Raw genomic sequence first — 26,643 nt, forward strand, 5'->3', positions numbered from 1 at the left:
CCAGCCACACCCGAAGGCACAACCAAGTCCACGGCACAGATCCAGGTTCATATTCTTGGAAATTGCTTCTTATAAAAGATGCTCGCGTCCACTATGTAGTTCTCAAACAACAACCCCGTACCCCACACCCCACACACACCCCCAAGGGGCTCCGTGCATGATCGGCGCGGCCAGGAAACCAGAAACAAACGTCCCGCACCGCACACCCGCCACCGACAAAACGGGAACAGGCATGCGCCGCGGTCCTGTTGCCTCAGGACCCAACAGTGTGCCAAACACTACCCGGCAGCATCAATCCGGTGACGTTCCAGGACCCTCCCCGAAAGGAGTGTCCGTACTTGTTACCGGCCCGTGCCGCCAGGCACCTATTCGTTGATATTCCACCCGTGAGCACCCGCCGCAGAACAATCGTCTGCGCAGCGGGCATATACTCCTGACAGACTCTCGCACCCCGCATACACGGGACAGACAGCCTGTAGGTGCTCCTTAGAAAGGAGGTGATCCAGCCGCACCTTCCGGTACGGCTACCTTGTTACGACTTAGTCCCAATCGCCAGTCCCACCTTCGACAGCTCCCTCCCACAAGGGGTTAGGCCACCGGCTTCGGGTGTTACCAACTTTCGTGACTTGACGGGCGGTGTGTACAAGGCCCGGGAACGTATTCACCGCAGCGTTGCTGATCTGCGATTACTAGCGACTCCGACTTCATGGGGTCGAGTTGCAGACCCCAATCCGAACTGAGACCGGCTTTTTGGGATTAGCTCCACCTCACAGTATCGCAACCCTTTGTACCGGCCATTGTAGCATGCGTGAAGCCCAAGACATAAGGGGCATGATGATTTGACGTCGTCCCCACCTTCCTCCGAGTTGACCCCGGCAGTCTCCCATGAGTCCCCGCCACTACGCGCTGGCAACATGGAACGAGGGTTGCGCTCGTTGCGGGACTTAACCCAACATCTCACGACACGAGCTGACGACAACCATGCACCACCTGTGAACCGGCCGCAAGCGGGGCACCTGTTTCCAGGTGTTTCCGGTCCATGTCAAGCCTTGGTAAGGTTCTTCGCGTTGCATCGAATTAATCCGCATGCTCCGCCGCTTGTGCGGGCCCCCGTCAATTCCTTTGAGTTTTAGCCTTGCGGCCGTACTCCCCAGGCGGGGCACTTAATGCGTTAGCTACGGCGCGGAAAACGTGGAATGTCCCCCACACCTAGTGCCCAACGTTTACGGCATGGACTACCAGGGTATCTAATCCTGTTCGCTCCCCATGCTTTCGCTCCTCAGCGTCAGTTAATGCCCAGAGACCTGCCTTCGCCATCGGTGTTCCTCCTGATATCTGCGCATTTCACCGCTACACCAGGAATTCCAGTCTCCCCTACATCACTCTAGTCTGCCCGTACCCACCGCAGATCCGGAGTTGAGCCCCGGACTTTCACGGCAGACGCGACAAACCGCCTACGAGCTCTTTACGCCCAATAATTCCGGATAACGCTTGCGCCCTACGTATTACCGCGGCTGCTGGCACGTAGTTAGCCGGCGCTTCTTCTGCAGGTACCGTCACTTTCGCTTCTTCCCTACTGAAAGAGGTTTACAACCCGAAGGCCGTCATCCCTCACGCGGCGTCGCTGCATCAGGCTTGCGCCCATTGTGCAATATTCCCCACTGCTGCCTCCCGTAGGAGTCTGGGCCGTGTCTCAGTCCCAGTGTGGCCGGTCACCCTCTCAGGCCGGCTACCCGTCGTCGCCTTGGTGAGCCATTACCTCACCAACAAGCTGATAGGCCGCGAGTCCATCCAAAACCGCCGTAAAGCTTTCCACCCCCCGCCATGCGGCAGGAAGTCATATCCGGTATTAGACCCGGTTTCCCAGGCTTATCCCAGAGTCAAGGGCAGGTTACTCACGTGTTACTCACCCGTTCGCCACTAATCCCCGGTGCAAGCACCGGATCATCGTTCGACTTGCATGTGTTAAGCACGCCGCCAGCGTTCATCCTGAGCCAGGATCAAACTCTCCGTTGAAGTAAAACAAAAACAGACACAACCAACACCCCCGGGAAAACGGGAGAAGAAGGCTGCACAAAATTTGAAACCAGCCAAAAACACCAGACCACACCACGGGGTGGCGGGATCCGGCAAATTCAACCAATCCATATAAATAAATTGGTATCAACAAACTTGGCACACTATTGAGTTCTCAAACAACAGACACATTCGAATACTTGTCGAAACAATTCATTTTTCGTATTTCAATGAATTCTTTGTTTCGCTTTTCTTCGCTGCGATGTTCATAGCTTATTTCATTCATTTCCACTTTGCAAATTCGGGATTTTCATCCGAATTTCACTCGGTGGAGCGAATCCGCCCAGCATAATTGGAGCAATTTTTCATTATCAGCGCCTAGCGCATGAAGAATTGCTTCTCATTTGTTGGGGGTCTGTCACCACTCAGCGGCGGCAACTCAGAAAACATTACACGCTCCTCCCCTGCCGTGCAAATCGGCCGGGGAGGAGCGTGCAGATGACTTTTGGGACCGGTTCAGGACGCGGAGACTTCCACCGTTGCCAGGTTCTTCTTGCCCCGGCGCAGCAGTAGGTACCGCCCATGCAGCAACTGGCTGAGAGCGACAACCGTCTCAGGATCCGATACCTTCGCGTTGTTCACGTAGGCCCCGCCTTCACCCACGGTGCGGCGGGCGGCCGACTTGCTTTCCGACAGGCCGGAGGCCACCAGCAGTTCGATGATTCCCAAGCCGCCGGCGTCGACAGTGACGGAAGGCAGTTCCGAGGTCGCGGCCTTCAGGGTTGCCTCATCCAGCAACGTAAGGTCACCGTTGCCGAACACCGCTGCCGATGCTGCGATGACCTTCTCCGTGGCGTCCACTCCGTGGACGAGCGAGGTCACCTCGTAGGCCAGCTTCCGCTGGCCTTCCCGGGCGAACGGCCGCTCTGCGACGGCGACCTCCAGGGCCTCAATCTCCGCCCGGCTCAGGAAGGTGAACACTTTAAGGCGCGCCGCGACGTCGTCGTCCGCCGTGTTGAGCCAGAACTGGTAGAAGGCGTACGGGCTGCACATCTCCGGATCCAGCCAGATTGCGTTGCCTTCGCTCTTGCCGAACTTGGTGCCGTCGGAGTTGGTGATGAGCGGCGTGCCGAGGGCGTGGACATGCTTGCCCTCAACCTTGCGGATGAGTTCGGTGCCGCTGGTCAGGTTGCCCCACTGGTCCGAGCCGCCGGTCTGCAGCACGCAGTCGTAGTCGCGGAAGAGCTGGAGGTAGTCCATGCCCTGCAGGATCTGGTAGCTGAACTCGGTGTAGCTGATGCCCTCGTCGGAGCCAAGGCGTGACGCCACGGCATCCTTGCGCAGCATAGTGCCGACACGGAAGTGCTTTCCGATCTCGCGCAGGAAGTCGATGGCGCTCAACGGCGCCGTCCAGTCCAGGTTGTTGACCATCCGGGCTGCGTTGTCGCCCTCGAAGCTGAGGAAGCGACGGACCTGGGCTTGCAGGTACCCTACCCACTCCGAAACCGTGTCCTTGGTGTTGAGGGTGCGCTCCGCCGTCGGGCGCGGATCGCCGATCAAACCGGTGGAACCGCCGACCAGCCCGAGGGGCTTGTGGCCGGCCAGCTGGATCCGGCGCATGAGCAGCAGCTGTACAAGGTTGCCCAGGTGCAGGCTCGGTGCGGTCGGGTCGAAGCCGCAGTAGTACGTCACGGGATCCCCGGCGAGCAGCTTTTCCAGCTCCGCCTCATCCGTGGAGACGTGGACCAAGCCGCGCCATTTCAGCTCCTGCCAGATATTGGCGAAGCTTGGGTCGTTCTGCTGGGCATCGAGATTATTTAGCTGGGACACGGAATCTAAGTTAGCAGGATCGGCTCACCCGCAGTGCAGGTGACGCCGTGCAGGTGACGCAGCCCAGGTAACGGGCTCAGTCCTCGATGCCGGCCGGCACCCCGGCGGCGGCGATAAGCCTCAGGCGCTGCGTGGGCCTGGTCATGGCGACGTAGAGGTCGCCGACCCGGCCATGCTCATGGTTGAGCATCGCCGTCGGCTCCAGCACCACGACGCCGTCGAACTCCAGGCCCTTTGCCTCGCGGGGGCTGATCACCACGATATCCTGCACATAGCTCCCGGCACCGGTCCCGACGCGACGGCCATACACGGCGCGCAGCGCCTTGGTGGCCTCCGGCAGCAGCGCGCCGTCGGCTATCACGGCAAGAAGGCCGCCCTCGATGGCGCCAAGCTCGTCCGGAAGCACCTCGACGAGCTTGTCGACGATCTGGCCCGTCCCGACGCGGTCGATGACAGGGGCCCAGCGCCCTTCCCGGACTGCCTTGGGGGCCGAGACAACCAGTCCGGCCGCGTTAGCCATCCGCGCGGCCGCTTCGGCGATCTGGGAGGGGGTGCGGTAGTTGACGGTGAGTTCCTCGAGCTGCCAGCGGTCCCCGAACATGGGGGCCAGGGCGCTGTGCCAGGAATTGGCTCCGGCAACGGAACTTGTCTGGGCGATGTCCCCCACGATCGTGAAGGACTTCAGCGGGCAGCGGCGGACCAGCAGCCGCCACTGCATAGGCGAGAGTTCCTGCGCCTCATCCACCACGATGTGCCCGAAGGCCCAGGTGCGATCGGTGGTGGCACGCTCCGCGGCAGTCAACCGGGCTTCGCGTTCCTGGTTCTGGTCCACCAGGTCCTCGGCGGAGATGAGGACATCCACGCCGGCTGTTTCCATGTTGACCAGGGTCTGCTTGGCATTGGCCAAGTCGCGGGCGCGGTCGTGTTCCTGCTGGGCCAGTCCCCGTCCGGCTGCGGTGTCGAGCTCGCCGAGAAGTTCCGCGGCTTCGTCCAGCAGCGGGACATCGGCCTCGGTCCAGGGCGATTCGGCCGGCCGCAGCAGCAGGGCCCGCTCCGCCTGGCTGAGGTTCGGGGTGCACGCTGCCAGGATGGCCGGTTTGCTCAGCAGCTCCCCCACGAGCTTCTCCGGGGTCATCGGCATCCAGCACAGGTTCAGGGCAATCCGGACGTCCCGGGCCGAGCGGACGTCCTCGGCCAGGTAGGAGCGGTCGGCGTTGTTGCCGATGCTGCCCGCCTCCACCAGTTCCGTCATCTGTTCAGTCAGTTCGCGCAGCAGGATCTTGACGAAGGAGACGCGGGCCTCGTTGTGCGGCTTACGGGTGGCGCGTGCCTTTTCCCGGGCCCGGCGGACCTGCCGTGGCGTCAGGACAAGCTTGCGCCCGTCAACCTCGAGGACCCGGTTCCCGGCGGGGATCCGCTGCCGGTTGGCCACGGCGTTGGCCACGACGTCGGCCATGTCGAGCCGGCCCTTGATGGCGGCGACGGTGGACTCCGGCTCCGCAACGGCGGTGATGCCGGGCATCAGCCGGCCCAGGCTCGCCATCACGACGCCGGTCTCGCCGAGCGAGGGCAGCACGCGTTCGATGTACTTCATGAAGGACGACGTCGGACCCACCAGTAGTACGCCGGCGGTCTTGAGCCGGTCCCGGTGGGTATAGAGCAGGTAGGCGGCGCGGTGCAGTGCGACGGCCGTCTTGCCGGTGCCCGGTCCGCCCTGGACAACGAGTGCCCCGGAAATGGAGGAACGGATGATCCGGTCCTGTTCGGACTGGATGGTGCCGACGATGTCGGACATCCGGCCCGTCCGCTTGGAATTCAGCGCGGCCAGCAGCGCGCCTTCGCCTTGGAGCGAATCGTTGTCGGCGAGCATGTCGGCGTCGAGCACGTCATCCTCGATCGCCTTGACTTCGCGGCCCTGCAGGATCAGGTGGCGGCGGCGGCGGACTCCCTGGCGGTCGAACGCCGTCGCCTGGTAGAAGTGGCCCGCTTCGGGCGCCCGCCAGTCCACCATGAGGCGCTGGAGGTCCTCGGTGGTCAGGCCGATGCGGCCGATGTACTGGGCCTCCCCGGAATCAAGGTCCAGGCGGCCGAATACCAGGCGGTCGTCGACGGCGTCGAGCTGGGCGAGACGGTCCTCGTAGAGTGCCGCGAAGGCGTCGCGTTCGGAGACATTCTGCATGGTGCCCACGGCACCGGCGCGGCGGACCTGGGCCAGCTGGGCGCGCTTTTCTGCCCGCAACTCATCGAGCCGGGCGTAGAGTCCGGCCACATAGTCGCGTTCATGGGCCAAATCAGCGTCGTGCATCGAACGTTCCCCTATCGAAAAAGACAGACCGTCCATTCTACAACCATTTCGGTAAACCCGTTTGAACATGTCAGGCAGTGAACTTGTCAAGGCAACTCATCAAGGCAACTCATCAAGGCAACAAGCAAGGCAGTGTTTGTCAGCGAATTCTACCGATACAGCCGGAATGGTCTAGCTAGAGGCGCAGCAGGGAGCGGATTCGGTGCTCAGGCAGCTGAACAGCTGGTCCACCGGTTCCGCCGTTCTGATCTGGTCCGACTCCCTTTGATTCATCCATCCACCTTATTGGCTGGTACCAAATCGTCCGCCCGCTCCATGGCCGCCGCGATGCCCCGGACGCAGGACGAGCTGGCCGCTCTGTTTCAGTCCAGGCTGGACGCTCCCGCCACGATTCCCTGCACCGTGACCGACGGGCGCACGGGAGCTCTCCTGGGGCACGACCGCCCTTCGCGACTACGTCCCCGCCCAGCAGCGCCTGGAAATCGGCGGAACGTTTTATGGCCGGCAGCAAGAACATGCTGCTCTCCTTTGCGTTTGAGGTACTGGAAGTCCATCGGGTGGAGTTCCGTTGCGACTCCCGCAACACTCGGAGCGCGACGGGGATCGAATGGCTTGGGGCCCGCTTCAAGGGGATCCTCCGCGGCCACCGCGCTGCGCCCGGCGGGGGCCGTTCGGACACGGCGGTCTTCTCGCTCCTCTCGGAGGAGTGGCCGCGGGTGCGGGAAGACTTCCTGCGGCGACTTGCCCCATTCGCGGTCGCGGAAGAGTACCCGCTCCGGGCCTTCGCCGCCTTGTAGCGGGACACGGTGGGGTCGCCGGTGAGCCAGAATCGCGTGAGTCCGAGCGCCGTGGTGCCTCACGCGCGAGTTCTAGAAATACCTAGAAATTTGCCATTGGAGGCTCGGCATCGTCGGTCGGTTCATCTGGAGACCGCAGGAGTTCATTCGCGAGCCCGTACCTGACGACTTCGAGCGCTTTTCTGAGCGCACGCTCCGCGTCGAACCGTCCGGCCGCTGCGGTACTCATCCGGGCGTAGTCGTCCGCCCATTCGGAACGGTGGAACCTGTCAGCGTCGCCATGCAAGAGCCGTCCGTAAAGAACGTCATCGAAGAGGTCATGCCCATCATCTTGAGCTGGTCCTGACGTCAAAGCTTGGCGGTCCTGAACCATCTCGGCGGTGAACAGATGAGTCACTTCGTCTGTCCCCTCCGCCACCTTGCAGTCCACAGAGTAGTTGCACAGGCGGAGGGCCCTGACCACTAGCTTGAGCGAAACGTGTTCATCACGAACGATGAATTTACGCAACAGGGCCGCACGCAAGAGCTCCACCCAGTGCCTGCGCTCCCCCTCAGTGGAGTTGAGAGGTACCGGCTCTCCACCAGGAATGAAAAGTTCGACCATTCGGAAGTATTCGGTGGCCAGCTTCTCGAAAATCTGGAGCCTTTCGAACTCGCTAGTTGGTTTCCCACGTTTACCCTCGCCCATAATGATTCATCATCCCCCACCCAGGATGTTAAAGAATCAGATTGCATGCCCAGCTACGCGCCCCGCACCTTCGCCGCTTTATAGCGGGACACGGTTGGATCGCCGGTCAGCCAGAAGCGCCAGGGATAGTCGTCCGTACCGCCGTCCCCGGAGACGCCGACCCGAGGTCCTGAACTGACAGCGGACGGCGGAACCGCCGGCAGTTCCAGCCGGAACGGCGGGCCGAGTGCGTCCCGTCCGCTGTCCGCCGTCGTGAGGCCGAGCGCCGTGGCGAGCCGCGCGGGTCCGCTGGCCAGGTCCCTGGCGGATTTCGACGTCGGGCGCCTGGCCAGTGCCAGCTCCTGGCCTGCCACGACCTCCCCGGCCCGGAGCAACAGGGCCGAGGCCACGCCCTCGGGCCCGCAGACGATGTTGGCGCAATGGTGCATACCGTAGGTGAAATACACGTACAGGTGCCCGGCCGGGCCGAACATCGGCGCATTGCGGGCCGTCGCACCGCGGAAGGTGTGCGAGCCGGGATCCGGGCGCAGCGAGTCGTGCGGCCCCAGGTACGCCTCGACTTCCGTGATCCGCACCGACACCGGCCCATCGCGTCCCTCATGCGTCAGCACGGCGCCGAGCAGCAGGGGCGCCACGTGCCTGGCGTCCGCCGAGAGCAGCCGCCGGAGCGCCTGGCTCGCGTCGGACCCGTCGTCCCGGCCTGCCGGCGGCCCGGCAGGAAGCGGACTGGAAATCATGCTCAGACTTTAGCAATTCCGCGGCTGCCCGCTCCACGGCCGTGTCCGAATTCCGCTAGCAGGCTAACCGGGAAGCTGGCAGGATGGAGCCATGGACTTCTGGCAGCGCTACCGGGCAATCGATGCCCGCGACACCCGTTTCGACGGGCAGTTCTATACCGCTGTCCGGACCACCGGCATCTACTGCCGGCCGTCCTGCCCGGCCCGGACCCCCAAAGCGGGCAACGTCACGTTCTATGAGACGTCCGCCGCCGCCCACGACGCCGGCTACCGGGCCTGCAAACGCTGCCTGCCGGAAGCCGTGCCCGGCACACCCGCCTGGAACCTCCGTTCGGACATCGCGGGCCGGGCCATGCGGCTGATCAATGACGGCGTGATCAACCGCGACGGCGTGGAGGGGCTGGCGTCCCGCCTAGGCTATTCCTCGCGCCAGCTCAACCGGATCCTCAGCCACGAGCTCGGCGCCGGCCCGCTCTCGCTGGCCCGGGCAAGCCGCGCCCAGACCGCCCGCACCCTGCTGGTCTCCACGGCCATGAAGGTGTCCGACATCGCCTTTGCGGCCGGTTTCAGCAGCGTGCGCCAGTTCAACGAGACCATCGGCGAGGTCTTTGCCATGACGCCCTCCGCGCTCCGGGCCACGGCCCGGCACCACCGGGCGCCCGCCTCCTCTACGGCGCTGACGCTGAACCTTCCGTACCGGGAGCCGTTCGATCCCGGCATCTTCGACTTCCTCGCCGTCCGTGCCGTCGCCGGCATCGAGGAAGGGACGTCCCGTTCCTACGCGCGGACCCTGCGGCTGGCCCACGGCGATGCCCGCTTCCGGGTGGACTACGACGCCGGCGCGGCCGGGCGTCCCCTCGTCCTGACGATCGGCGCCGTCGACCTGCGGGACCTCGCCTCCCTGCTCAGCCGGGTCCGCCGCCTCCTGGATCTCGACGCCGATCCGGTCGCCATCGACGGCGCTCTCGCCGCCGATCCCCGGCTGGCCGCCAGTGTGGCGGGCACACCGGGCATGCGGATGCCGGGGGCCGTTGATCCGCAGGAGCTGCTGATCCGGGCGATGATCGGCCAGCAGATCACCGTGGCTGCGGCCCGAACGGCCCTGGTCCAGCTCTCCGAAGCCGGGGGCGAGAGCCTGGTGCCGGCCGACGGCCTGCACCGGCTGTTCCCTTCGGCAGCACAAATTGCGGAGACCGGCTTCGAGCTGCTCCGCGGTCCGCAGCGCCGGATCGACTCCGTCCGTGCTGCCGCGGCGGCGATGGCCTCAGGGGAACTCGATTTCGGCTACGGCGATGACCTGCCCGGGCTGGAGTCCAAGCTCCTGCCGCTTGCCGGCGTCGGGCCGTGGACGGTGGGCTATGTCGCGATGCGTGTCATCGGCGCCCCGGACATATTCCTCGCCAACGACGCCGCGGTCCGCAACGGCATCCGCTCCCTGTACCCGATAACTGCTGACCCGATAACTGCTGACCCGACGACCGGTGGCACGGCGCTTGCTGGCGCCGCGCTGACACCCGATTTCAGCGAGGTCAGCCCGTGGCGCTCCTACGCCACCATGCACCTCTGGCGCGCGGCCGCCGCAGCGCAGGCCGCGGCACGCAAGCAGCCCCCGACTCCGAAGAAGGCGAAACAATGAAAGCCCAGCTGTTGACCATGTCCACCCCGGACGGCCCCTTCACCATCATTGCCCGCGACGGCGCCGTGCTGTCCTCGGGCTGGACCGCCGTTCCCGACGAGCTGACCGGCCAGATCCACGCGGACCTCCTGCCGGGCGAATATGAGACCGTCACGGAGCTCGGATCCATCTCCGAGGCCGTGGATGAGTTCTACGCCGGAAATCCCGGCCGGGCCATGGAGGTGCCCGTGCTGCAGAAGTCGGGCCCCTTCCGCAGCCACGCCTGGGATGTGCTTCGGACCGTGGCACCGGGAAGCCCCGTGACGTACACGGAATACGCGGAGCTGTCCGGCAATCCCAAGGCCGTCCGCGCGGCGGCAAGTGCGTGCGCCTTCAACGCGGCGGCCCTGTTCGTGCCCTGCCACCGCGTCATCCGCACCGACGGGAGCCTGGGCGGATTCCGCTGGGGACTGGTCATCAAGGAAAGCCTCCTGGACCGCGAACGCGAACTGGCCCTCGCCTTGAAGTGACCACCCCGAGGTGAGACTTGGCGCCCATGTCGGGAAGGACCATGGGCGCCAAGTCTCACCTCGGCGGAAATCCGGCTGCGGCGGTACTCTCAGTTGTTGACAGGCACCCCGGCCGGCCACGGCAGGAGCGCGGGAAGATCGACGCCGTCGGCCGCCGCGGTGGCGCGCAGGCTGCCCAGGGACGGCGTGCGGCCGGCCAGCCACGCGGCGATGTCCGTCAGCATGCCGCTGACCACCGTCGACTGGCCGCCGCTGCCGATGACCACCGGCGGCAGTCCGAGCGGCTGCAGCACGAACTTCTGCCCCTCGGGCACTCGCGCGGACAGGAAGTCGAAGAGGTGTTCGCAGAAGGGCCGGCTCCAGGTTTCCGGGCCGCGGCCCGTGCCCAGATCGGTGGCGTGGATGACGAGTTCGCGCCAAAGGGCCAGGCCGCCGTCGAACACGACTCCCCGGCGGTAGGTGATGGGCTCGTGCCAGCCTGACGCGTCGAGGGCTCCGAAGACGCGCAGGGCCCGTTCCAGGGCCGCGTCGACGTCGGCCCGGTGTTCCTCCAGGCTGTGCCCGGCGGCCATGTCGATGGCCCGGGTGCGGCCTTCGGAGCCGCTGTCATACAGCTCGATGCTTTTGCCCCGGGCCGCGTATTCCAGCTGGCGGGCCATCGCGTTGGCGATGCCGGTGATGTGGGCCAGCACGTGGCCGCGGGTCCAGCCGGGCAGTTCCGACGGCGCCTTGATGTCCTGCTCCGTGAACTTGGCGGCGATTCCGGCCACGACGTCGGCAGCCCGGTGAAGTTCTTCCAGAAGCTTTTCTGGTGTGATTACGGTCATGGCGCCCATCCTAGCGGAGCATGCTCCCACCTTAACGGGCGCGAGATGGCACTTCACGGCAATGATCCGCGGAAACATTGCCGTGAAATGCCATCTCGCGTGGCTTGCAGCGCCTCGAGCTACCCGGCGTACTCGCGGACGCCGGACAGCTCGGCTTCCAGGGCCAGCAGCTGGCGCTCGACGGCTGCCGGTGCGGTGCCGCCCTGGGAGTTCCTGCTGTTGAGCGAGCCCTGCGTGCTGAGGACGGTACGGACCTCCGGCGTCAGGTGCCCGGAGATGGCGGCATATTCCTCATCTGTCAGGTCCCAGAGTTCGACGCCGCGGCTTTCGGCCTGCTTCACCGCAGCACCGGAGAGCTCATGCGCCTCACGGAACGGAACACCCTGCCGGACCAACCATTCTGCAATGTCTGTGGCCAGCGCGAAGCCCTGCGGGGCCAGGGCTTCCATCCGCTCGGTGTTGAACTTCAGCGTCGCGATCATGCCGGACACGGCCGGAAGCAGGACCTCCAGTGTGTCGGCGGCGTCGAACACCGGTTCCTTGTCTTCCTGCAGGTCGCGGTTGTACGCGAGCGGCAGGCCCTTGAGCGTCGCCAGGAGCCCGGTCAGGTTGCCGATCAGCCGGCCGGCCTTGCCACGCGCCAGCTCGGCCACGTCCGGGTTCTTCTTCTGCGGCATGATCGAGGAGCCGGTGGAGTAGGAGTCGTGCAGGGTCACGAAGGAGAACTCCTTGGTGGCCCACAGGATGACTTCCTCCGAGACCCGGGAGAGGTCGACCCCGATCATGGCCGTGATCCAGGCGAACTCGGCGAAGACGTCGCGGGAGGCGGTGCCGTCGATCGAGTTGTGCGTGGCCGAGAAGAAACCCAGCTCCGCTGCGACGGCCTCCGGGTCCAGGCCCAGCGAGGAGCCCGCAAGGGCGCCCGAGCCGTAGGGCGAGACACCGGCGCGCTTGTCCCAGTCCTGGAGCCGCTGAACATCGCGCTGCAGCGCCCAGGCGTGGGCCAGCAGGTGGTGGCTGAGCAGCACCGGCTGGGCATGCTGCAGATGGGTGCGGCCTGGCATGGCCACGCCGCGGTGCTCCTTGGCCTGGTCCACCAGCGCGTCGATCGTGGCGAGCACGCCGCGCGCGATGATCCGGGCGTGGTCGCGCAGGAACATCCGCCCCAGCGTGGCCACCTGGTCGTTGCGTGACCGTCCGGCCCGGAGCTTGCCGCCTAGCTGGGTGCCGGCGCGCTCGATGAGCCCGCGCTCCAGCGAACCGTGCACGTCCTCGTCGGACTCCGCCGGCAGGTAGGCGCCGGAGGCGACGTCGTCGTCCAGCCGGCCCAGGGCGTCGAGCATGCCTTCGAGCTCGGCGTCGTCCAGCAGCCCGGCCTTGTGCAGCACGCGGGCGTGCGCCTTGGACCCGGCAATGTCATAACGGGCCAGCCGCCAGTCGAAGTGCGTGGACTTGCTCAGGGCGGCGAGGGCGTCCGCTGGGCGGCCGGCGAACCGGCCGCCCCACAGCGCGCCTTCATTCGTGGCGGACGCCATTACTGACCTGCGACCCGGAGGTCACGGCTGGAGGCAACCTTGGCGGACATACCCCACAGCTCGATGAAGCCGCGAGCCATCGACTGGTCGAAGGTGTCGCCGGTGTCGTAAGTGGCGAGGTCGAAGTCGTAGAGCGAGGTCCCGGAGCGGCGTCCGTTGACGATGGCCTGGCCGCCGTGCAGCACCATGCGGATGTCGCCGGTGACGTAGCGCTGGGTGTCTTCGATGAAGGCGTCGAGCGAGCGCTTGAGCGGGGAGAACCACTGTCCGTCGTAGACCAGCTCGGCCCAGCGCTGGCCGACGGTCGCCTTGAAGCGGGCCTGCTCGCGTTCGATCGTGATGTCTTCGAGGTGCTTGTGCGCGGTGATGAGCGCCATGGCGCCCGGTGCCTCGTAGATCTCACGGGACTTGATGCCCACGAGGCGGTCCTCGACGACGTCGATGCGGCCGACGCCCTGGGCGCCGGCGCGGCGGTTGAGTTCCTTGATGGCCTGCAGCGGGGTGACCTTGACGCCGTCGATCGCGACCGGCACGCCGGCTTCGAAGGAAATGATGACCTCATCCGGGGCCGGCGGGAATTCCGGGGCGGCGGTGTAGTCGTAGATGTCCTTGGTGGGGGCGTTCCAGATGTCCTCGAGGTAGCCGGTTTCGACGGCGCGGCCCCAGACGTTCTGGTCGATCGAGTACGGGTTCTTCTTGGTGGTCTCGATCGGCAGTCCCTTTTCCTCGGCGAAGGCGATGGCCTTGTCGCGGGTCAGGGCGAGGTCGCGGACCGGTGCGATGCACTTCAGGTCCGGGCCGAGGGTCTGGATGCCGACTTCGAAGCGGACCTGGTCGTTGCCCTTGCCGGTGCAGCCGTGGGCAACGGTCGTGGCGCCGAACTCGCGGGCCGCCTTCACCAGGTGCTTGACGATCACCGGGCGGGAGATGGCGGACACGAGGGGGTAGTGGCCCTGGTAGAGGGCGTTGGCCTTCAGCGTCGGGACGCAGTACTCGTTGGCGAACTCGTCGCTCGCGTCGGCAACGTACGCTTCGACGGCACCACAGCCCAGGGCGCGCTGGCGGATAGTCTCAAGCGATTCGCCGCCCTGTCCGACGTCGACCGCCACGGCGATGACCTCGGCACCGGTGGCTTCACCGATCCAGCCGATGGCTACGGAAGTATCCAGGCCACCGGAGTAGGCCAGCACAATACGCTCAGTCACGGAAATGCTCCTTAGTTGTTTGTTGGTTCTTGGTTGTTTTCAGATGCCGCACAGTCGTGGCGGCGGGGTCGTGCAGCGTGTCAGCTCTGCACTCAGCTTATTGGCCGGCTTCCTCGGCAAACTGCAGGAAGCGTGCGGCGATGTCCGCGCCGCCGAGCGGTTCCCGGGTGACCAGCAGGACGGTGTCGTCCCCCGCAATGGTGCCCAGGATCGAAGGCATCACCGAGTGGTCGATCGCGAGGGCCAGGAAGTTTGCGGCCCCCGGCGGCGTGCGCAGCACCACGAGGTTGGCCGAGGCCTCCGCGGTGACCAGCAGTTCCCCGCACAGCCGGGTGAGCCGGGCATCGAGGATTTCCTGCGTGACGCCGCTCCTGGCCGCGCGCTCCCCGCCCTCCCCCGGCACGGCGTACACAAGCACGCCCTCCTTGCCGCGGACCCGCACCGCACCCAGTTCCACGAGGTCCCGGGACAGCGTGGCCTGGGTGACCTGGACGCCGTCGTCCGCCAGCAGCGCAGCCAGCTCCGCCTGCGAGCGGACGGACTCGCCCGTCAGGATCGCGGTGATCCGCGCCTGCCGGGCCGTCTTGGTCGCCGGGCTGGCCCCCGGGGAGGCGGGCTGGACGGACATTATCCGAGCCCATCCACAACGGCCAGGCCTGAGCGGTGCATGAGCCAGGCCATGAGCGCCTTCTGGGCGTGGAGCCGGTTTTCCGCCTCGTCCCAGACCACCGACTGCGGGCCGTCGATGACCCCCGCGGCGATCTCGTAGCCCCGGTACGCCGGGAGGCAGTGGAGCACGACGGCGTCCGGCGCCGCGAGCTTCATCGCCGCCTCATCCACGGAGTAGTCGCGGAACAGCCGGAGCCGGGCCTCCTTCTCGTCCTCCTGGCCCATCGACACCCAGGTGTCGGTGGCGACGACGTCGGCGCCCAGGAGCGCCTCGGCTGGGTCCACCGTGACCAGCACCGAGCCGCCGGTTTCAACGGCGCGGTCCTCCGCCGCGGCGATGATCTCCGGGGAGGGCAGGTAGCCTTCCGGGCCTGCGATGCGGACATTCATGCCCGCGGTGACGCCGGCCAGCAGGTAGGAGTTGGCCATGTTGTTGGCTGAGTCGCCGAGGTAGCTCATGGTGAGGCCCTGGAGCGCGCCCTTGTGTTCCTTGATGGTCAGCAGATCGGCGAGGAGCTGGCAGGGATGGTAGTCGTCGCACAGGGCGTTGATTACCGGGACGCGCGAGTTTTCGGCCATGGCGACGAGCCCCGAGTGCGCGCCGGTCCGCCACACGATCGTGGAGACCATGCGCTCGAGCACCTTGGCGGTGTCCTCCACGGATTCCTTGTGGCCGATCTGCGCCTCGCCCGGATTGATGATGAGCGCATTGCCGCCCATGTCGGCGACGCCGGTGGCGAAGGAGACGCGGGTCCGGGTGGAGGTCTTGTCGAAGATGACGGCCACGGTCTTGCGCCCGTTTCCGTCGGCGGCGAAGGGCTGCACGCTGTACGGGGCGGCCTTCATCCGGGCGGCAAGGTCGAGGACTTCAGCCTGTTCGGCCGGGCTGAGGTCGGTGTCCTTGAGGAAGTGGCGGGTACGGCTTTTCGAAGTCGCAGGTGAAGGTCCGGTCGTGGAGCTTGCTGCCGTCGAGGTCACTGGGCGTCCTTTGCGGTCTGGAGCAGCGCGGGCAGCGCTGCGAGGAAGCGGTCGGCCTGTTCGGCCGTCAGGATGAGCGGCGGCGCGAGGCGGATGGTGCGCGGGCCGGGACTGTTGACGATGAAGCCCGCCTCGAGGCCGGCCGTCACGACTGCGGGGGCGACGTCGGCGTCGAGGTCGAAGCCGATCAGCAGCCCTTCGCCGCGGACCTCGGTGATGCCGCCGATCCCGGCGAGGCCGGAACGCAGGTGCTCCCCCACCGCCCGGACGTGGTCCAGGACGTTCTGGTTTTCGAGCACGTGCAGGGTGGCCAGAGCGGCCGCGGTGGCCACCGGATTGCCGCCGAAGGTGGTCCCGTGCTGGCCGGCAGCCAGCAGCGCTGACGTCTCCGGTCCGAAGGTCACGAGGGCGCCGATCGGGAAACCGCCGCCCAGGCCCTTGGCGAGCGTCACGGCGTCGGGCACGATCCCGGCGTCCTCGCTGGCGAGCCATTTGCCCGTGCGGCCGATGCCGGTCTGGACCTCGTCGAGGATCAGCAGCGCTCCGGCCTGGCGCGTGGCCTCCCGTGCGGCCTGCAGGTAGCCGGCCGGAAGCGGACGGACGCCGGCCTCGCCCTGGATCGGCTCCAGGAAGACGGCGGCAACGGTGTCGTCCACCGCGGCGCGGAGCGCGTCGATGTCACCGAAGGGAATGTGGACGACGCCGCCGGGCAGCGGCGCGAACGGCGCTCGGTAGGCCTCCTTCGCGGTGAGCGCGAGGGCGCCCATGGTGCGGCCGTGGAAGGCGCCTTCGAGCGCGATGATTTTGGTGCGCGGCTTGCCGGTGCCATCGATGCCGGTGCCGGTTCCGGTGTTGCGGCGCGCCAGCTTGAAGGCTGCCTCGACGGCCTCGGTGCCGGAGTTGGCGAAGAAGACCTTGGACCCGGCCGGGGCGTGGCTGAGCTCGAGCAGTTTCTCGGCCAGGGCGATCTGGGTGGGGCTCGTGAAGAAGTTGGAGACGTGGCCCAGGGTGGCCAGCTGGCTGGAAATCACCGAGGTGACGAACGGGTGGGCATGGCCGAGGGCGTTGACGGCGATCCCGCCGAGCAGGTCCAGGTATTCCTTGCCGTCGGCGTCCCATACGAGGCAGCCGGAGCCGCGGACGAGGACGCGCTGCGGGGTGCCGAAGACGCCCAGGAGCGACGACGAATAGCGCGAAAGCCATTCGGCGCCCGTGCCGTGCCCCTGCGTCTCGACCAGGGCGGTCACCGGGGATTTTTCCAGCTGGTTCACGTGTTCACTTCCTCATCCGGGACGACCTGCGTGCCGATGCCCGCCGTCGTAAAGGTTTCCAGCAGCATCGAGTGCGGCAGCCGGCCGTCCACGATGTGCGCGCGCTCCACCCCACCGTCCACGGCCTTGAGGCAGGCTTCCATCTTCGGAATCATGCCGGACTCGAGGCCCGGCAGCAGCTCCCGCAGCTCCGACGCCGTCAGCGAGGAAATCAGCGAGGAACGGTCCGGCCAGTTGGCGTACAGCCCCTCGACGTCGGTCAGGATCACGAGCTTCGAGGCGCCCAGGGCCTCGGCGAGGGCGGCGGCGGCCGTATCGGCGTTGACGTTCAGGACCTGTCCGGTGGTCTGGCCACTGACACTGCCGTCGTCGAAGATCTCAGGGGCCACGGTGGAGATTACCGGGATCCGGCCGGCAGCGACGATATCCAGGATCCCCTCGGGGTTGACCCCGACGACTTCGCCCACGAGGCCCAGGTCCACTTCTTCGCCGTCGACGACGGTCCCTGTGCGGACGGCGCGCAGCAGGCCGCCGTCCTCGCCGGACATGCCGACGGCGTAGGGGCCGTGCGAGTTGATCAGGCCGACGAGTTCGCGGCCGACCTGGCCGGTCAGGACCATGCGCACCACGTCCATGGCCTCGGGCGTGGTGACGCGCAGCCCGCCCTTGAACTCGGATTCGATGCCGAGCCGGCTGAGCATGGCGTTGATCTGCGGGCCGCCGCCGTGCACCACCACGGGGTGGATGCCGACGTGGTGGAGGAAGACGACGTCCTCGGCGAAGGCGCGGCGGAGCTCGTCGTTGACCATGGCGTTGCCGCCGTACTTAATCACCATGGTGGTGCCGGCGAAGCGCTGGATCCAGGGCAGGGCCTCGATCAGGGTGCCGGCCTTGCTCTGGGCGTCGCTCATGGAGGTCGTCTCGCGTGTCTCGGTGTTCATGCTGCCGTCCCTAGCTTGAGTATGCGCTGTTTTCGTGGACGTAGTCGTGCGTGAGGTCATTGGTCCAGATCGTGGCCTCGGCCGCGCCGGCCTGCAGGTCGATCTCCACGAGGACCTCGCGCTGCTCGAGGTCCACGAGGCTGCGGTCCTCGCCGATGCTGCCGTTGCGGCAGATCTGCACGCCGTTCATCGCCACGTTCAGCTGGTCCGGCTCGAAGGCCGCGTCCGTGGTGCCGACGGCGGACAGGACACGGCCCCAGTTCGGGTCCTTGCCGAACATAGCGGTCTTGAAGAGGTTGGAGCGTGCGACGGCGCGGCTGACGATCTCCGCGTCTTTCTCGCTGGCGGCGTTGAAGGTACGGATGGCGATGTCGTGGCTGGCGCCCTCGGCGTCGCCGATCAGCTTGCGGGCCAGCTCCGCGCAGACCTGCGTGAGGCCGGCGCCGAATTCCAGGGCGGAAGGCACGACGCCGGACGCGCCGGAGGCGAGGAGAACCACGGTGTCGTTGGTGGACATGCAGCCGTCGGAGTCAGCGCGGTCAAAGGTGACGCGCGTGGCATCGCGGAGCACGACGTCGAGCATCTCCGGCTGGACGTCCGCATCCGTGGTGAGGACCACCAGCATGGTCGCGAGACCGGGGGCCAGCATGCCGGCCCCCTTGGCCATGCCGCCGATGGTGAATTCGTTTCCTTCGGCGTCCTTGCCGGTGAAGACGGCCTGCTTGGACACCGAGTCGGTGGTCATGATCGCGGTCGCCGCCTCGGTACCTCCGTCCACGGTCAGCGCGGCCGCGGCGGCGCCGATCCCGGGAACGATCTTGTCCATGGGGAGCTGCTCGCCGATCAGCCCGGTGGAGCACACGAGGACGTCGGTGGCGGAGACGCCCAGTGCTTCGGCGGTCTTCTCGGCGGTGGTGTGTGTGTTCTGGAAGCCCTCCGGCCCCGTGCAGGCGTTGGCGCCGCCGGAGTTGAGGATGACGGCGTCCACGCGGCCGTCTTTGATGACTTCGCGGGACCAGTGCACGGGTGCCGCGGCCACGCGGTTGGAAGTGAAGACAGCGGCGGCCGCCCTGGACGGCCCGTCGTTGACCACGAGGGCGAGGTCCGGGTTGCCGGAGGCTTTGAGGCCCGCCGTGACCCCGGCGGCGCGGAATCCCTTGGGTGCGGTGATGCTCACGGTGCAACTCCCTGCAGATTGAGGCCGGCGGTTTCCGCCAGGCCGAGGGCAATGTTCATGGACTGCACGGCCCCGCCGGCGGTCCCCTTGGTCAGGTTGTCGATGGCGCAGCAGACGATCACGCGGCCGGTGTGCGCATCGAACGCGAGCTGCATGACGGCATGGTTGGATCCCTGCACGGACTTCGTGGAGGGCCACTGACCCTCAGGAAGCAGGTGGACGAATGGCTCGTCGTCGTAGGCCTCGGCCCAGGCGCGGCGCAGTTCCCCGGGAGTGACGGAAGGCCGCACCTTCGCGGTGGCCGTGGTGAGGATGCCCCGGCTCATGGGAGCCAGCGTGGGCGTGAAGGAGACCGTGACCTGTCCGCGCAGTGCCCTGGACAGTCCCTGTTCGATCTCCGGCGTGTGCCGGTGTCCGCCGCCGACACCGTAGGGACTCATGGAGCCCATGACCTCGGCACCGATCAGGTTGACCTTCGCGGCTTTCCCGGCCCCGGAGGTGCCGGAGGCGGAGACGATGACGACGTCGTCCCCTTCCAGCAGGTGGTTGCTGAAGCCCGGGGCGAGGGCCAGCAGGGCCGACGTCGGGTAGCAGCCCGGGACGGCGATCCGGGTGGCGCCGCGGAGGGCTTCGCGCTGCCCCGGCAGCTCCGGAAGGCCGTACGGCCAGGTCCCGGCGTGCGCCGATCCGTAGAACTTCTCCCAGGCGGCCGGATCTTCGAGGCGGTGGTCGGCGCCGGCGTCGATCACGACAGTCCCGGCCGGCAGCTGCGCCGCGATCTCGGCAGACGCACCGTGCGGGAGCGCCAGGAACACGACGTCGTGTCCCGCGAGGTTCTCCACGGTGGTGTCTTCGAGGATGCGGTCGGCCAGGCCATGGAGATGCGGCTGCAATTCCCCTAGTCTGGAGCCGGCGTTGCTGTGGGCCGTGATGGCGCCGATCGTGACGTCGGGATGACCGGCGAGGAGCCGCAGCACCTCGCCGCCGGCATAACCGCTTGAGCCGGAGACGGCAACAGAAATAGTCATAGGCACCACTATACAGCAAGAGTATGCATAGATGCCGATATTTATGCATACGTTTGGCTGTGTCCGGTTTGTCCGTGTCCGGGAGGTCCCGCCCGCAGCCGATTCCGCCGCGGAGCAAGGTCCCATGACGTCCGGGGGCGTATGCTGGATTGAGGGTGATCCTGACCGTGCAGCCGCGAATGTCGGCTGCAGCGTTTGCCCGTAACAGTTACGAGGCCCGCGTTCTATGACCCCCACCACCACTTCGGAGCGCCCGCAAACGCGTGTCCGGCAACCCAATGCCGTGGTCCTGAGCTATTCCGAACTGCTGAAAAGCGTCAAGAGTGCCGGCCTCCTCGAACGCCGCGTCGGTTTTTACATCACCGTGTTCGCCAGCCTGGTGCTCCTGATGACCGCCACCTGGTTCGGTTTTGCGCTGATCGGTGACAGCTGGTTCCAGCTCCTGATCGCCGCCGCCCTGGGCATCCTCTGCACCCAGTTGAGCTTCCTGGCCCACGAGGCCGGGCACCGCCAGATCTTCGCCTCCCGCCGTGCAAATGACTGGTCCGCACGGCTGCTCGCCACGTCCGTGGCAGGCATCAGCTACTCCTGGTGGGAACAGAAGCACGGCGCGCACCACAACCATCCGAACGTCATTTCCAAGGATCCGGACATCGCCACCGGCGCGATCGCCTTCCACCCGGAAGCGGCAGCCACCCGGCAGGGGCCGTTCTCCTTCCTGACCCGCAAGCAGGGCTGGTTTTTCTTCCCGCTGCTGTTCCTGGTAGGCCTGGGACTTCAGATCGATTCGATCAAGTTCATCTTCCGCCGCGCCAAGGTCACGCACCGCTGGGTTGAAATCCCCATCCTCGCCGTCCGGCTGAGCCTGCTGCCGGTCCTCGCCTTCACCTTCCTGCCGCTGGGCATGGCGTTCGCCTTCATCGGCGTCCAGCTCGCCGTCTTCGGCTTCTACATGGGCGCCTCGTTCGCGCCGAACCACAAGGGCATGCCGGTCCTGCCGGCAGACAGCCGGGTGGACTTCTTCAGCCGCCAGGTGCTGACGTCGCGGAACATTTCCGGCGGCCGCTTCATGGACATCCTGCTCGGCGGCCTCAACCGCCAGGCCGAGCACCACCTCTTCCCGGACATGGCCCGCCCGCAGCTCGACAAGGCAGCCACGATCGTCCGTGAGTACTGCAAGAAGCACCAGGTTCCGTACACGGAAACCACGCTGCTTCAGTCCTACGGCATCATTGTCCGCTACCTCAACGACGTCGGCCTCGCCGCGGGCCGCCACTTCGAATGCCCGATGGCTACCGTTACCCGGCGTTACTGAACCTGCGTTACTGAACCGACGGTACTAAAACCGGCGCCGCACCACAGCAGCCGCCGCCGCCGCCGACCAGCATGATGACGAAGTGACCGCCGGATTCCGGCGGTCACTTCGCCGTTGGCGCGGGTGTCCCTAGGATGGAGCCAGGATCCGGGCCAGGAAATCCCCGCCCGGAAAAGGAGACACATGATGCACGCAATCCTCGCCCGGCAAGCGGGCGGCCCCGAGGTTCTGGAACTGGCTGAGACGGCGCGTCCGGTTCCCGGCCCCGGACAGCTGCTGATCAAGGTCGCCGCCGTTGGCGTGAACTTCATCGACACGTACAAGCGCAGCGGCGTCTACAAGGTCCACTACCCCTTCATCCCCGGTTCCGAGGCCGCGGGGACCGTGGAAGAACTGGGCGACGGCGTGACCGGCTTCTCCCCCGGCGACCGCGTGGCCACCGCCGAGGGTATCAACTGCTACGCGGGCTATGCCCTCGTCGATGAGGACAAAGCGCTCCCGGTGCCGGACGGCCTGGACGATTTCACCGCCGCCGCACTGCCACTGCAGGGCGTCACGGCACACTACCTCATCAATTCCACGTTCAAGGTCGAGCCGGGCCACACCGTCCTGGTCCATGCCGGCGCCGGCGGCGTCGGGCTCCTGATGATCCAGCTGCTCAAGGCCAAAGGCGCGCACGTCATCACCACGGTCTCCACCGACGAAAAGGAACAGCTGGCCCGCGCAGCCGGCGCCGACCATGTACTGCGCTACGACGGCTTTGCGGACAAGGTCCGCGATCTGACCAACGGGACCGGCGCGGACGTGGTCTATGACGGCGTCGGCAAGGACACGTTCGACGGTTCCCTCGCCGCCTTGCGCATCCGGGGCATGCTCGTGCTCTTCGGCGGCGCCTCCGGCCCGGTTCCGCCCTTCGACCCGCAGCGGCTCAATGCCGGCGGCTCGCTGTACCTGACCCGGCCGACGATGGGCCACTACCTGCGCAACGCGCAGGAACGCCGCTGGCGCTCCGATGAGGTCTTTGCCGCGGCCGCGAACGGCGGCCTCAAGGTACGGATCGGCGCCCGGTACTCCCTCGCCGAAGCAGCCCAAGCCCACGATGACCTTGAGCAGCGGCGCACCACCGGCAAAGTCATCCTGGTCCCCTGAGCCGGTGAACATCCGGCAAACCCGGACACCTTCCGTTCATCTGCTGCAGGGAGAATGCCCCTGTGACTGAGCAGCAACCGCCGACGACTGTCCCCGATGCCGGGCCGGTGTCCGTCAACCAGGTCTATGGGGCGCAGCTCCCGGGCGCCCTCGCGGCGCCGCCGGAGCGAACCCTGATCGAGGTCATCCAGGACACCGCCGCCCGCTTTCCGGACGCTTCCGCCCTCGACGACGGTCGCCGCTCACTCAGTTACGCCCAGCTCATGGCGGACCTCCGGGCCACCGCCAGGGAGCTGCATCTGGCCGGACTCGGTGCAGGCGACAAGATCGGTGTCAGGATCCCGTCCGGCACCAACGAGCTCTACGTCTCGATCCTGGCGGTGCTGCTAGTGGGGGCGGCCTACGTTCCCGTGGACGCGGACGACCCCGATGAGCGGGCCAAGCTGGTCTTCGGCGAGGCCAGGGTGTCCGGCATCCTGCGCTCCGGCGGCAGGATTGTCACGGACAGGAAACGGCCCCGGCCCTTCCCTGCCGCCAGGCTGCCCGCCCCCGGCGACGACGCGTGGGTGATCTTCACCTCCGGCTCCACCGGGACGCCCAAGGGAGTCGCGGTGCAGCACCGCTCCGCGGCCGCCTTTGTCGACGCTGAGGCCCGGATCTTCCTCCAGGACGAGCCGGTCGGGCCGCAGGACCGCGTCCTGGCGGGCCTCTCAGTGGCCTTCGACGCCTCCTGCGAGGAAATGTGGCTCGCGTGGCGCCACGGCGCCTGCCTTGTCCCCGCTCCCCGCGCACTCGTGCGGACCGGCATGGACCTCGGCCCGTGGCTCATCAGCCACGGCATCACGGTCGTGTCCACGGTGCCGACGCTCGCCGCGCTCTGGCCGGTCGAATCCCTGGAGAGCGTCCGGCTGCTGATCTTCGGCGGCGAATCCTGTCCGCCGGAGCTCGTGGAGCGGCTCGCCGTCGAAGGCCGCGAGGTGTGGAACACCTACGGCCCCACCGAGGCCACGGTCGTCGCCTGCGCGGCGCCGCTGGGCCTGCCCGGCCCCATCAGGATCGGCCTGCCGCTGGACGGCTGGGACCTCGCCGTCGTCGACACCAATTCGCGGCCCGTCGCCGAAGGCGAGGTGGGCGAGCTGATCATCGGCGGCGTCGGACTGGCCCGGTATCTGGACCCGGCCAAGGATGCGGAAAAATACGCCCCCATGCCCTCCCTGGGCTGGGCGCGCGCCTACCGTTCCGGTGACCTGGTCCGGTACGAGGCCGCGGGCCTGATCTTCCAGGGCCGCGCGGATGAGCAGGTCAAGCTCGGCGGCCGCCGGATCGAACTGGGCGAAATTGACGCCGCCCTGCAGTCCCTTCCGGATGTCGCCGGCGCGGCCGCGGCGGTGCAGACGACGGCGGCCGGCAACCAGATCCTTGTCGGTTACCTGGCTCCCGCCGCCGGCCTGGACCTCGACCTGGCCGCAGCGCGGGAGCTGCTGGGCGCGAGCCTGCCGGCCCCGCTCATCCCCCTCCTCACGCTCGTGGATTCGCTTCCCACCAAGACCAGCGGCAAGGTGGACCGCCATGCCCTGCCCTGGCCGCTCAGCGGCGCCGGAGCAGCCGATGCCGAGGGCGCACCGCTGAACCTCCCGGACGACGCGCGCTGGATCGTGGAGCAGTGGAGCTCCGTGCTGGGCGGCGCCGTCGGCAGCCTCGACGCCGACTTCTTCGCCTACGGAGGCGGGTCCCTCGCCGCCGCGCAGCTCGTGTCCGCCCTCCGCGTCCGCTACCCCACCATCACGGTGGCTGACATCTATGCCACTCCCCGGATCGGGGCCCTGGTTGACGCCGCCCGCCAGTCGCTGCCCGAAGGCGGCGCCGGCCCCGCCCCGGAACGCACGGTGCGGCCCACAGCCCGCAAGTCACGGGTGTTCCAGTCACTCATGGGCGTTCCGCTGCACATCCTCGTGGGCATGCGGTGGCTGAGCTACCTGATGGCCGCGAACAACCTGCTCTCCGCCCTGGCCGGCTTCAGCGCCGCACCCACCGTTTCCTGGTGGTGGGTCGGCGCGTCCTGGCTCGTGTTCGTGAGTCCCGCGGGGCGGATGCTGATCTCGATCGCCGCCGCCCGCATCCTGCTCCGGAACGTGGTGCCGGGAACGTACCCGCGCTCCGGCCAGGTGCACCTGCGCCTCTGGCTCACGGAGCAGATCCAGGACCTCGCCGGCGCCATCAGCCTGGCCAGCGCACCCTGGGTGCCGTACTACGCCAGGGCCCTCGGCGCGACGATCGGCGAGAACGTCCAGCTGCATTCACTCCCGCCCGTCACGGGCCTGCTCTCCCTCGGCAGCGGCTCCAACATCGAGCCTGAAGTCGATCTGTCCGGCTGGTGGATCGACGGCGACTGCGTCCACATCGGTGCCATCCGCATCGGTGCCGGCGCGACCGTCGGCGCGCGCAGCACGCTCATGCCCGGGGCGACGATCGGCGCCGGGGCCCAGGTGGAGCCGGGCTCCGCGGTGCTGGGGAAGGTGAAGGCCGGGCTGCTCGTCGCCGGGTCACCGGCCGAGCGCCGGGGCAAGGCGCGGCATTCCTGGCCGGACATCCCGGCGGAGCATCACCTGATCGGCCGGCTTTGGTTCGCCGGCTTCGCCATGGCCTCCGCCGCGTTAGCGCTGATCCCCTATGCGTCCGCCGCCGCGGCCGCGCTGGTCGTGTTCCTGTTCATCCAGGGCAGCGCTTCGCTGTCCGCGGCGCTGCCTAGGCTCCTGCTGTCCCTCCCGCCGGCGGCACTGGCCTGGTTCCTGGCCAACCTGCTGCTGATCCTCCTCACCACGCGGCTGCTCGGTGTGGGGCTCACGGAAGGCTACTACCGGGTGCGCAGCCGGGTCGGGTGGCAGGTCTGGGCCACGGAAAGGGTGCTCGATCTGGCCCGCGACCTGCTGTTCCCGATCTACGCCAGCCTGTTCACCCCGGTCTGGCTGCGGCTGCTTGGTGCGAAGATCGGCAAGAATGTGGAGGCCTCCACGGTCCTGCTGATCCCCAAGATGACCACCGTGGGCGAAGGAGCCTTCCTGGCGGACGACACCATGGTGGCGTCCTACGAACTCGACGGCGGCTGGCTGAGGATCGCTCCGGCCAAGATCGGCAAGCGATCCTTCCTGGGCAACTCGGGCATGACGGCGGCCGGACGCAACGTTCCCAAGAACTCCCTCGTGGCGGTGCTCTCGGCGACGCCCGCCAAGGCAAAGGCCGGGACGTCGTGGCTGGGCAGCCCGCCCGTGCGGCTGCGGCGCACCGCCATTGCCTCCGATGACTCCCGGACGTACCAGCCGCCGCAGAAGCTCAAAGTTGCCCGCGCCCTCTGGGAGCTGTGCCGCTTCGTCCCGGTGGTGCTGACGGTCGCCATCGCGGCCGGAGTCCTGCTCACCTTCGACTGGCTGGCCAGTGCCTTCAACTATGGCGTTGCCGCGGTCCTGGGCGGCGTCGTGATCCTGCTTGCCGGCGCCGTGGCCGCGGGCAGCGCCGTCGTGGCCAAGTGGATCCTGGTGGGGCGCATCCGCCCCGGCCAGCACCCGCTCTGGAGCTCCTTCATCTGGCGGAACGAGGTGGTGGATACCTTCATCGAGATGGTCAGCGCCCCGTGGTTCGCGCGCGCGGCCACCGGAACACCGGCCCTGGTCTGGTGGCTTCGTGCCCTCGGAGCCAGGATCGGCGCGGGCACCTGGTGTGAAAGCTACTGGCTCCCCGAAGCGGACCTCGTGACCCTGGGCAGCAACTCGACGGTCAACCGCGGCTGCGTCGTCCAGACCCATCTGTTCCACGACCGCGTCATGAGCATCGACACTGTTACGCTCGAAGACGGAGCAACCATGGGACCGCACGGGGTCATCCTCCCGCAGGCCAGGATCGGCCGCGGCGGCACCGTGGGTCCGGCATCCCTGGTCATGAGGGGTGAAACGGTGCCCGCGGCGACGTACTGGATGGGCAATCCGGTGAGCCCGTGGGGTGGGCCGGGACTGCCTGCCCCCAAGCCCCGGTAGCT

Annotated in this window: 19 protein-coding genes and 1 rRNA gene; 6 read left to right on the forward strand and 14 right to left on the reverse strand. The window is 67.1% G+C overall.

Annotated features, from left to right (window positions below):
- Positions 1–490: 490 nt before the first annotated feature.
- The 3 genes from ACQCSY_RS02130 to ACQCSY_RS02140 all read right to left on the reverse strand — a co-directional run bounded on the left by ACQCSY_RS02130 (position 491) and on the right by ACQCSY_RS02140 (position 6,151).
- Positions 491–2,016, reverse strand: a 16S ribosomal RNA gene (locus tag ACQCSY_RS02130).
- 516 nt (positions 2,017–2,532) lie between these two features.
- Positions 2,533–3,846 (reverse strand): tyrosine--tRNA ligase, encoded by a 1,314-nt coding sequence (gene tyrS, locus ACQCSY_RS02135; protein ID WP_427132773.1) that lies wholly within the window; start codon positions 3,844–3,846, stop codon positions 2,533–2,535.
- Positions 3,847–3,922: 76 nt separating this feature from the next.
- Positions 3,923–6,151, reverse strand: coding sequence for a HelD family protein (locus ACQCSY_RS02140; RefSeq protein WP_427132775.1), 2,229 nt, complete (start codon positions 6,149–6,151; stop codon positions 3,923–3,925).
- 497 nt (positions 6,152–6,648) lie between these two features.
- Between ACQCSY_RS02140 and ACQCSY_RS02145 the strand changes: the two genes are divergently transcribed.
- Positions 6,649–6,948 (forward strand): GNAT family N-acetyltransferase, encoded by a 300-nt coding sequence (locus ACQCSY_RS02145; protein WP_427132777.1) that lies wholly within the window; start codon positions 6,649–6,651, stop codon positions 6,946–6,948.
- An 82-nt stretch (positions 6,949–7,030) separates the two neighbouring features.
- Here ACQCSY_RS02145 and ACQCSY_RS02150 read toward each other — a convergent pair whose 3' ends face one another.
- Both ACQCSY_RS02150 and ACQCSY_RS02155 read right to left on the reverse strand, forming a co-directional pair.
- On the reverse strand, positions 7,031–7,636 hold the full coding sequence (locus ACQCSY_RS02150) for a hypothetical protein (protein ID WP_427132779.1): 606 nt from the start codon (positions 7,634–7,636) through the stop codon (positions 7,031–7,033).
- Between the two features lie 53 nt (positions 7,637–7,689).
- Complete coding sequence (locus tag ACQCSY_RS02155; RefSeq protein WP_427132781.1) at positions 7,690–8,373, reverse strand: DNA-3-methyladenine glycosylase; 684 nt, start codon at positions 8,371–8,373, stop codon at positions 7,690–7,692.
- A 91-nt stretch (positions 8,374–8,464) separates the two neighbouring features.
- Here ACQCSY_RS02155 and ACQCSY_RS02160 point away from each other — a divergent pair, with 91 nt between their 5' ends.
- Both ACQCSY_RS02160 and ACQCSY_RS02165 read left to right on the forward strand, forming a co-directional pair.
- The gene (locus ACQCSY_RS02160; protein ID WP_427132783.1) at positions 8,465–10,009 is read left to right on the forward strand and encodes a DNA-3-methyladenine glycosylase 2 family protein; all 1,545 of its coding nucleotides are present in this window, start codon (positions 8,465–8,467) and stop codon (positions 10,007–10,009) included.
- Entirely contained in the window at positions 10,006–10,518 is a 513-nt protein-coding gene (locus tag ACQCSY_RS02165; protein ID WP_427132785.1) for a methylated-DNA--[protein]-cysteine S-methyltransferase, read from the forward strand. Before ACQCSY_RS02160 ends, ACQCSY_RS02165 begins: the two co-directional genes overlap by 4 nt.
- 89 nt (positions 10,519–10,607) lie before the next feature.
- Here ACQCSY_RS02165 and ACQCSY_RS02170 read toward each other — a convergent pair whose 3' ends face one another.
- The 9 genes from ACQCSY_RS02170 to argC form a co-directional block, all read right to left on the reverse strand.
- Positions 10,608–11,345 (reverse strand): maleylpyruvate isomerase family mycothiol-dependent enzyme, encoded by a 738-nt coding sequence (locus ACQCSY_RS02170; RefSeq protein ID WP_427132787.1) that lies wholly within the window; start codon positions 11,343–11,345, stop codon positions 10,608–10,610.
- 119 nt (positions 11,346–11,464) lie between these two features.
- On the reverse strand, positions 11,465–12,880 hold the full coding sequence (gene argH / locus ACQCSY_RS02175; RefSeq protein WP_427132789.1) for an argininosuccinate lyase: 1,416 nt from the start codon (positions 12,878–12,880) through the stop codon (positions 11,465–11,467).
- Entirely contained in the window at positions 12,880–14,085 is a 1,206-nt protein-coding gene (locus ACQCSY_RS02180; RefSeq protein ID WP_427132791.1) for an argininosuccinate synthase, read from the reverse strand. The genes argH and ACQCSY_RS02180 overlap by 1 nt, the downstream gene beginning before the upstream one ends.
- Positions 14,086–14,182: 97 nt before the next feature.
- Positions 14,183–14,713, reverse strand: a complete 531-nt coding sequence (locus ACQCSY_RS02185) for an arginine repressor (protein WP_427132793.1) — start codon at positions 14,711–14,713, stop codon at positions 14,183–14,185.
- Complete coding sequence (gene argF / locus ACQCSY_RS02190) at positions 14,713–15,732, reverse strand: ornithine carbamoyltransferase (protein ID WP_427132795.1); 1,020 nt, start codon at positions 15,730–15,732, stop codon at positions 14,713–14,715. The genes ACQCSY_RS02185 and argF overlap by 1 nt, the downstream gene beginning before the upstream one ends.
- The gene (locus tag ACQCSY_RS02195; protein WP_427132797.1) at positions 15,729–17,003 is read right to left on the reverse strand and encodes an acetylornithine transaminase; all 1,275 of its coding nucleotides are present in this window, start codon (positions 17,001–17,003) and stop codon (positions 15,729–15,731) included. The genes argF and ACQCSY_RS02195 overlap by 4 nt, the downstream gene beginning before the upstream one ends.
- On the reverse strand, positions 17,000–17,944 hold the full coding sequence (gene argB / locus ACQCSY_RS02200; RefSeq protein WP_427132799.1) for an acetylglutamate kinase: 945 nt from the start codon (positions 17,942–17,944) through the stop codon (positions 17,000–17,002). Before argB ends, ACQCSY_RS02195 begins: the two co-directional genes overlap by 4 nt.
- Positions 17,945–17,954: 10 nt before the next feature.
- Positions 17,955–19,121, reverse strand: coding sequence for a bifunctional glutamate N-acetyltransferase/amino-acid acetyltransferase ArgJ (argJ, locus tag ACQCSY_RS02205; protein WP_427132801.1), 1,167 nt, complete (start codon positions 19,119–19,121; stop codon positions 17,955–17,957).
- Positions 19,118–20,149: an N-acetyl-gamma-glutamyl-phosphate reductase gene (argC, locus tag ACQCSY_RS02210; protein ID WP_427132803.1), complete on the reverse strand. Its 1,032-nt coding sequence runs from the start codon at positions 20,147–20,149 to the stop codon at positions 19,118–19,120. Before argC ends, argJ begins: the two co-directional genes overlap by 4 nt.
- 226 nt (positions 20,150–20,375) lie before the next feature.
- Between argC and ACQCSY_RS02215 the strand changes: the two genes are divergently transcribed.
- From ACQCSY_RS02215 to ACQCSY_RS02225, 3 genes are all read left to right on the forward strand, one after another.
- Positions 20,376–21,464, forward strand: a complete 1,089-nt coding sequence (locus tag ACQCSY_RS02215) for a fatty acid desaturase family protein (protein ID WP_427132805.1) — start codon at positions 20,376–20,378, stop codon at positions 21,462–21,464.
- Positions 21,465–21,647: 183 nt separating this feature from the next.
- Complete coding sequence (locus tag ACQCSY_RS02220) at positions 21,648–22,613, forward strand: quinone oxidoreductase family protein (protein ID WP_427132807.1); 966 nt, start codon at positions 21,648–21,650, stop codon at positions 22,611–22,613.
- A gap of 107 nt (positions 22,614–22,720) precedes the next feature.
- Positions 22,721–26,641: a Pls/PosA family non-ribosomal peptide synthetase gene (locus ACQCSY_RS02225; protein ID WP_427135621.1), complete on the forward strand. Its 3,921-nt coding sequence runs from the start codon at positions 22,721–22,723 to the stop codon at positions 26,639–26,641.
- Positions 26,642–26,643 lie beyond the last annotated feature (2 nt).

Origin of the sequence: Pseudarthrobacter sp. S9, assembly GCF_050156545.1 — a bacterium.
Classification (GTDB): Bacteria; Actinomycetota; Actinomycetes; order Actinomycetales; family Micrococcaceae; genus Arthrobacter.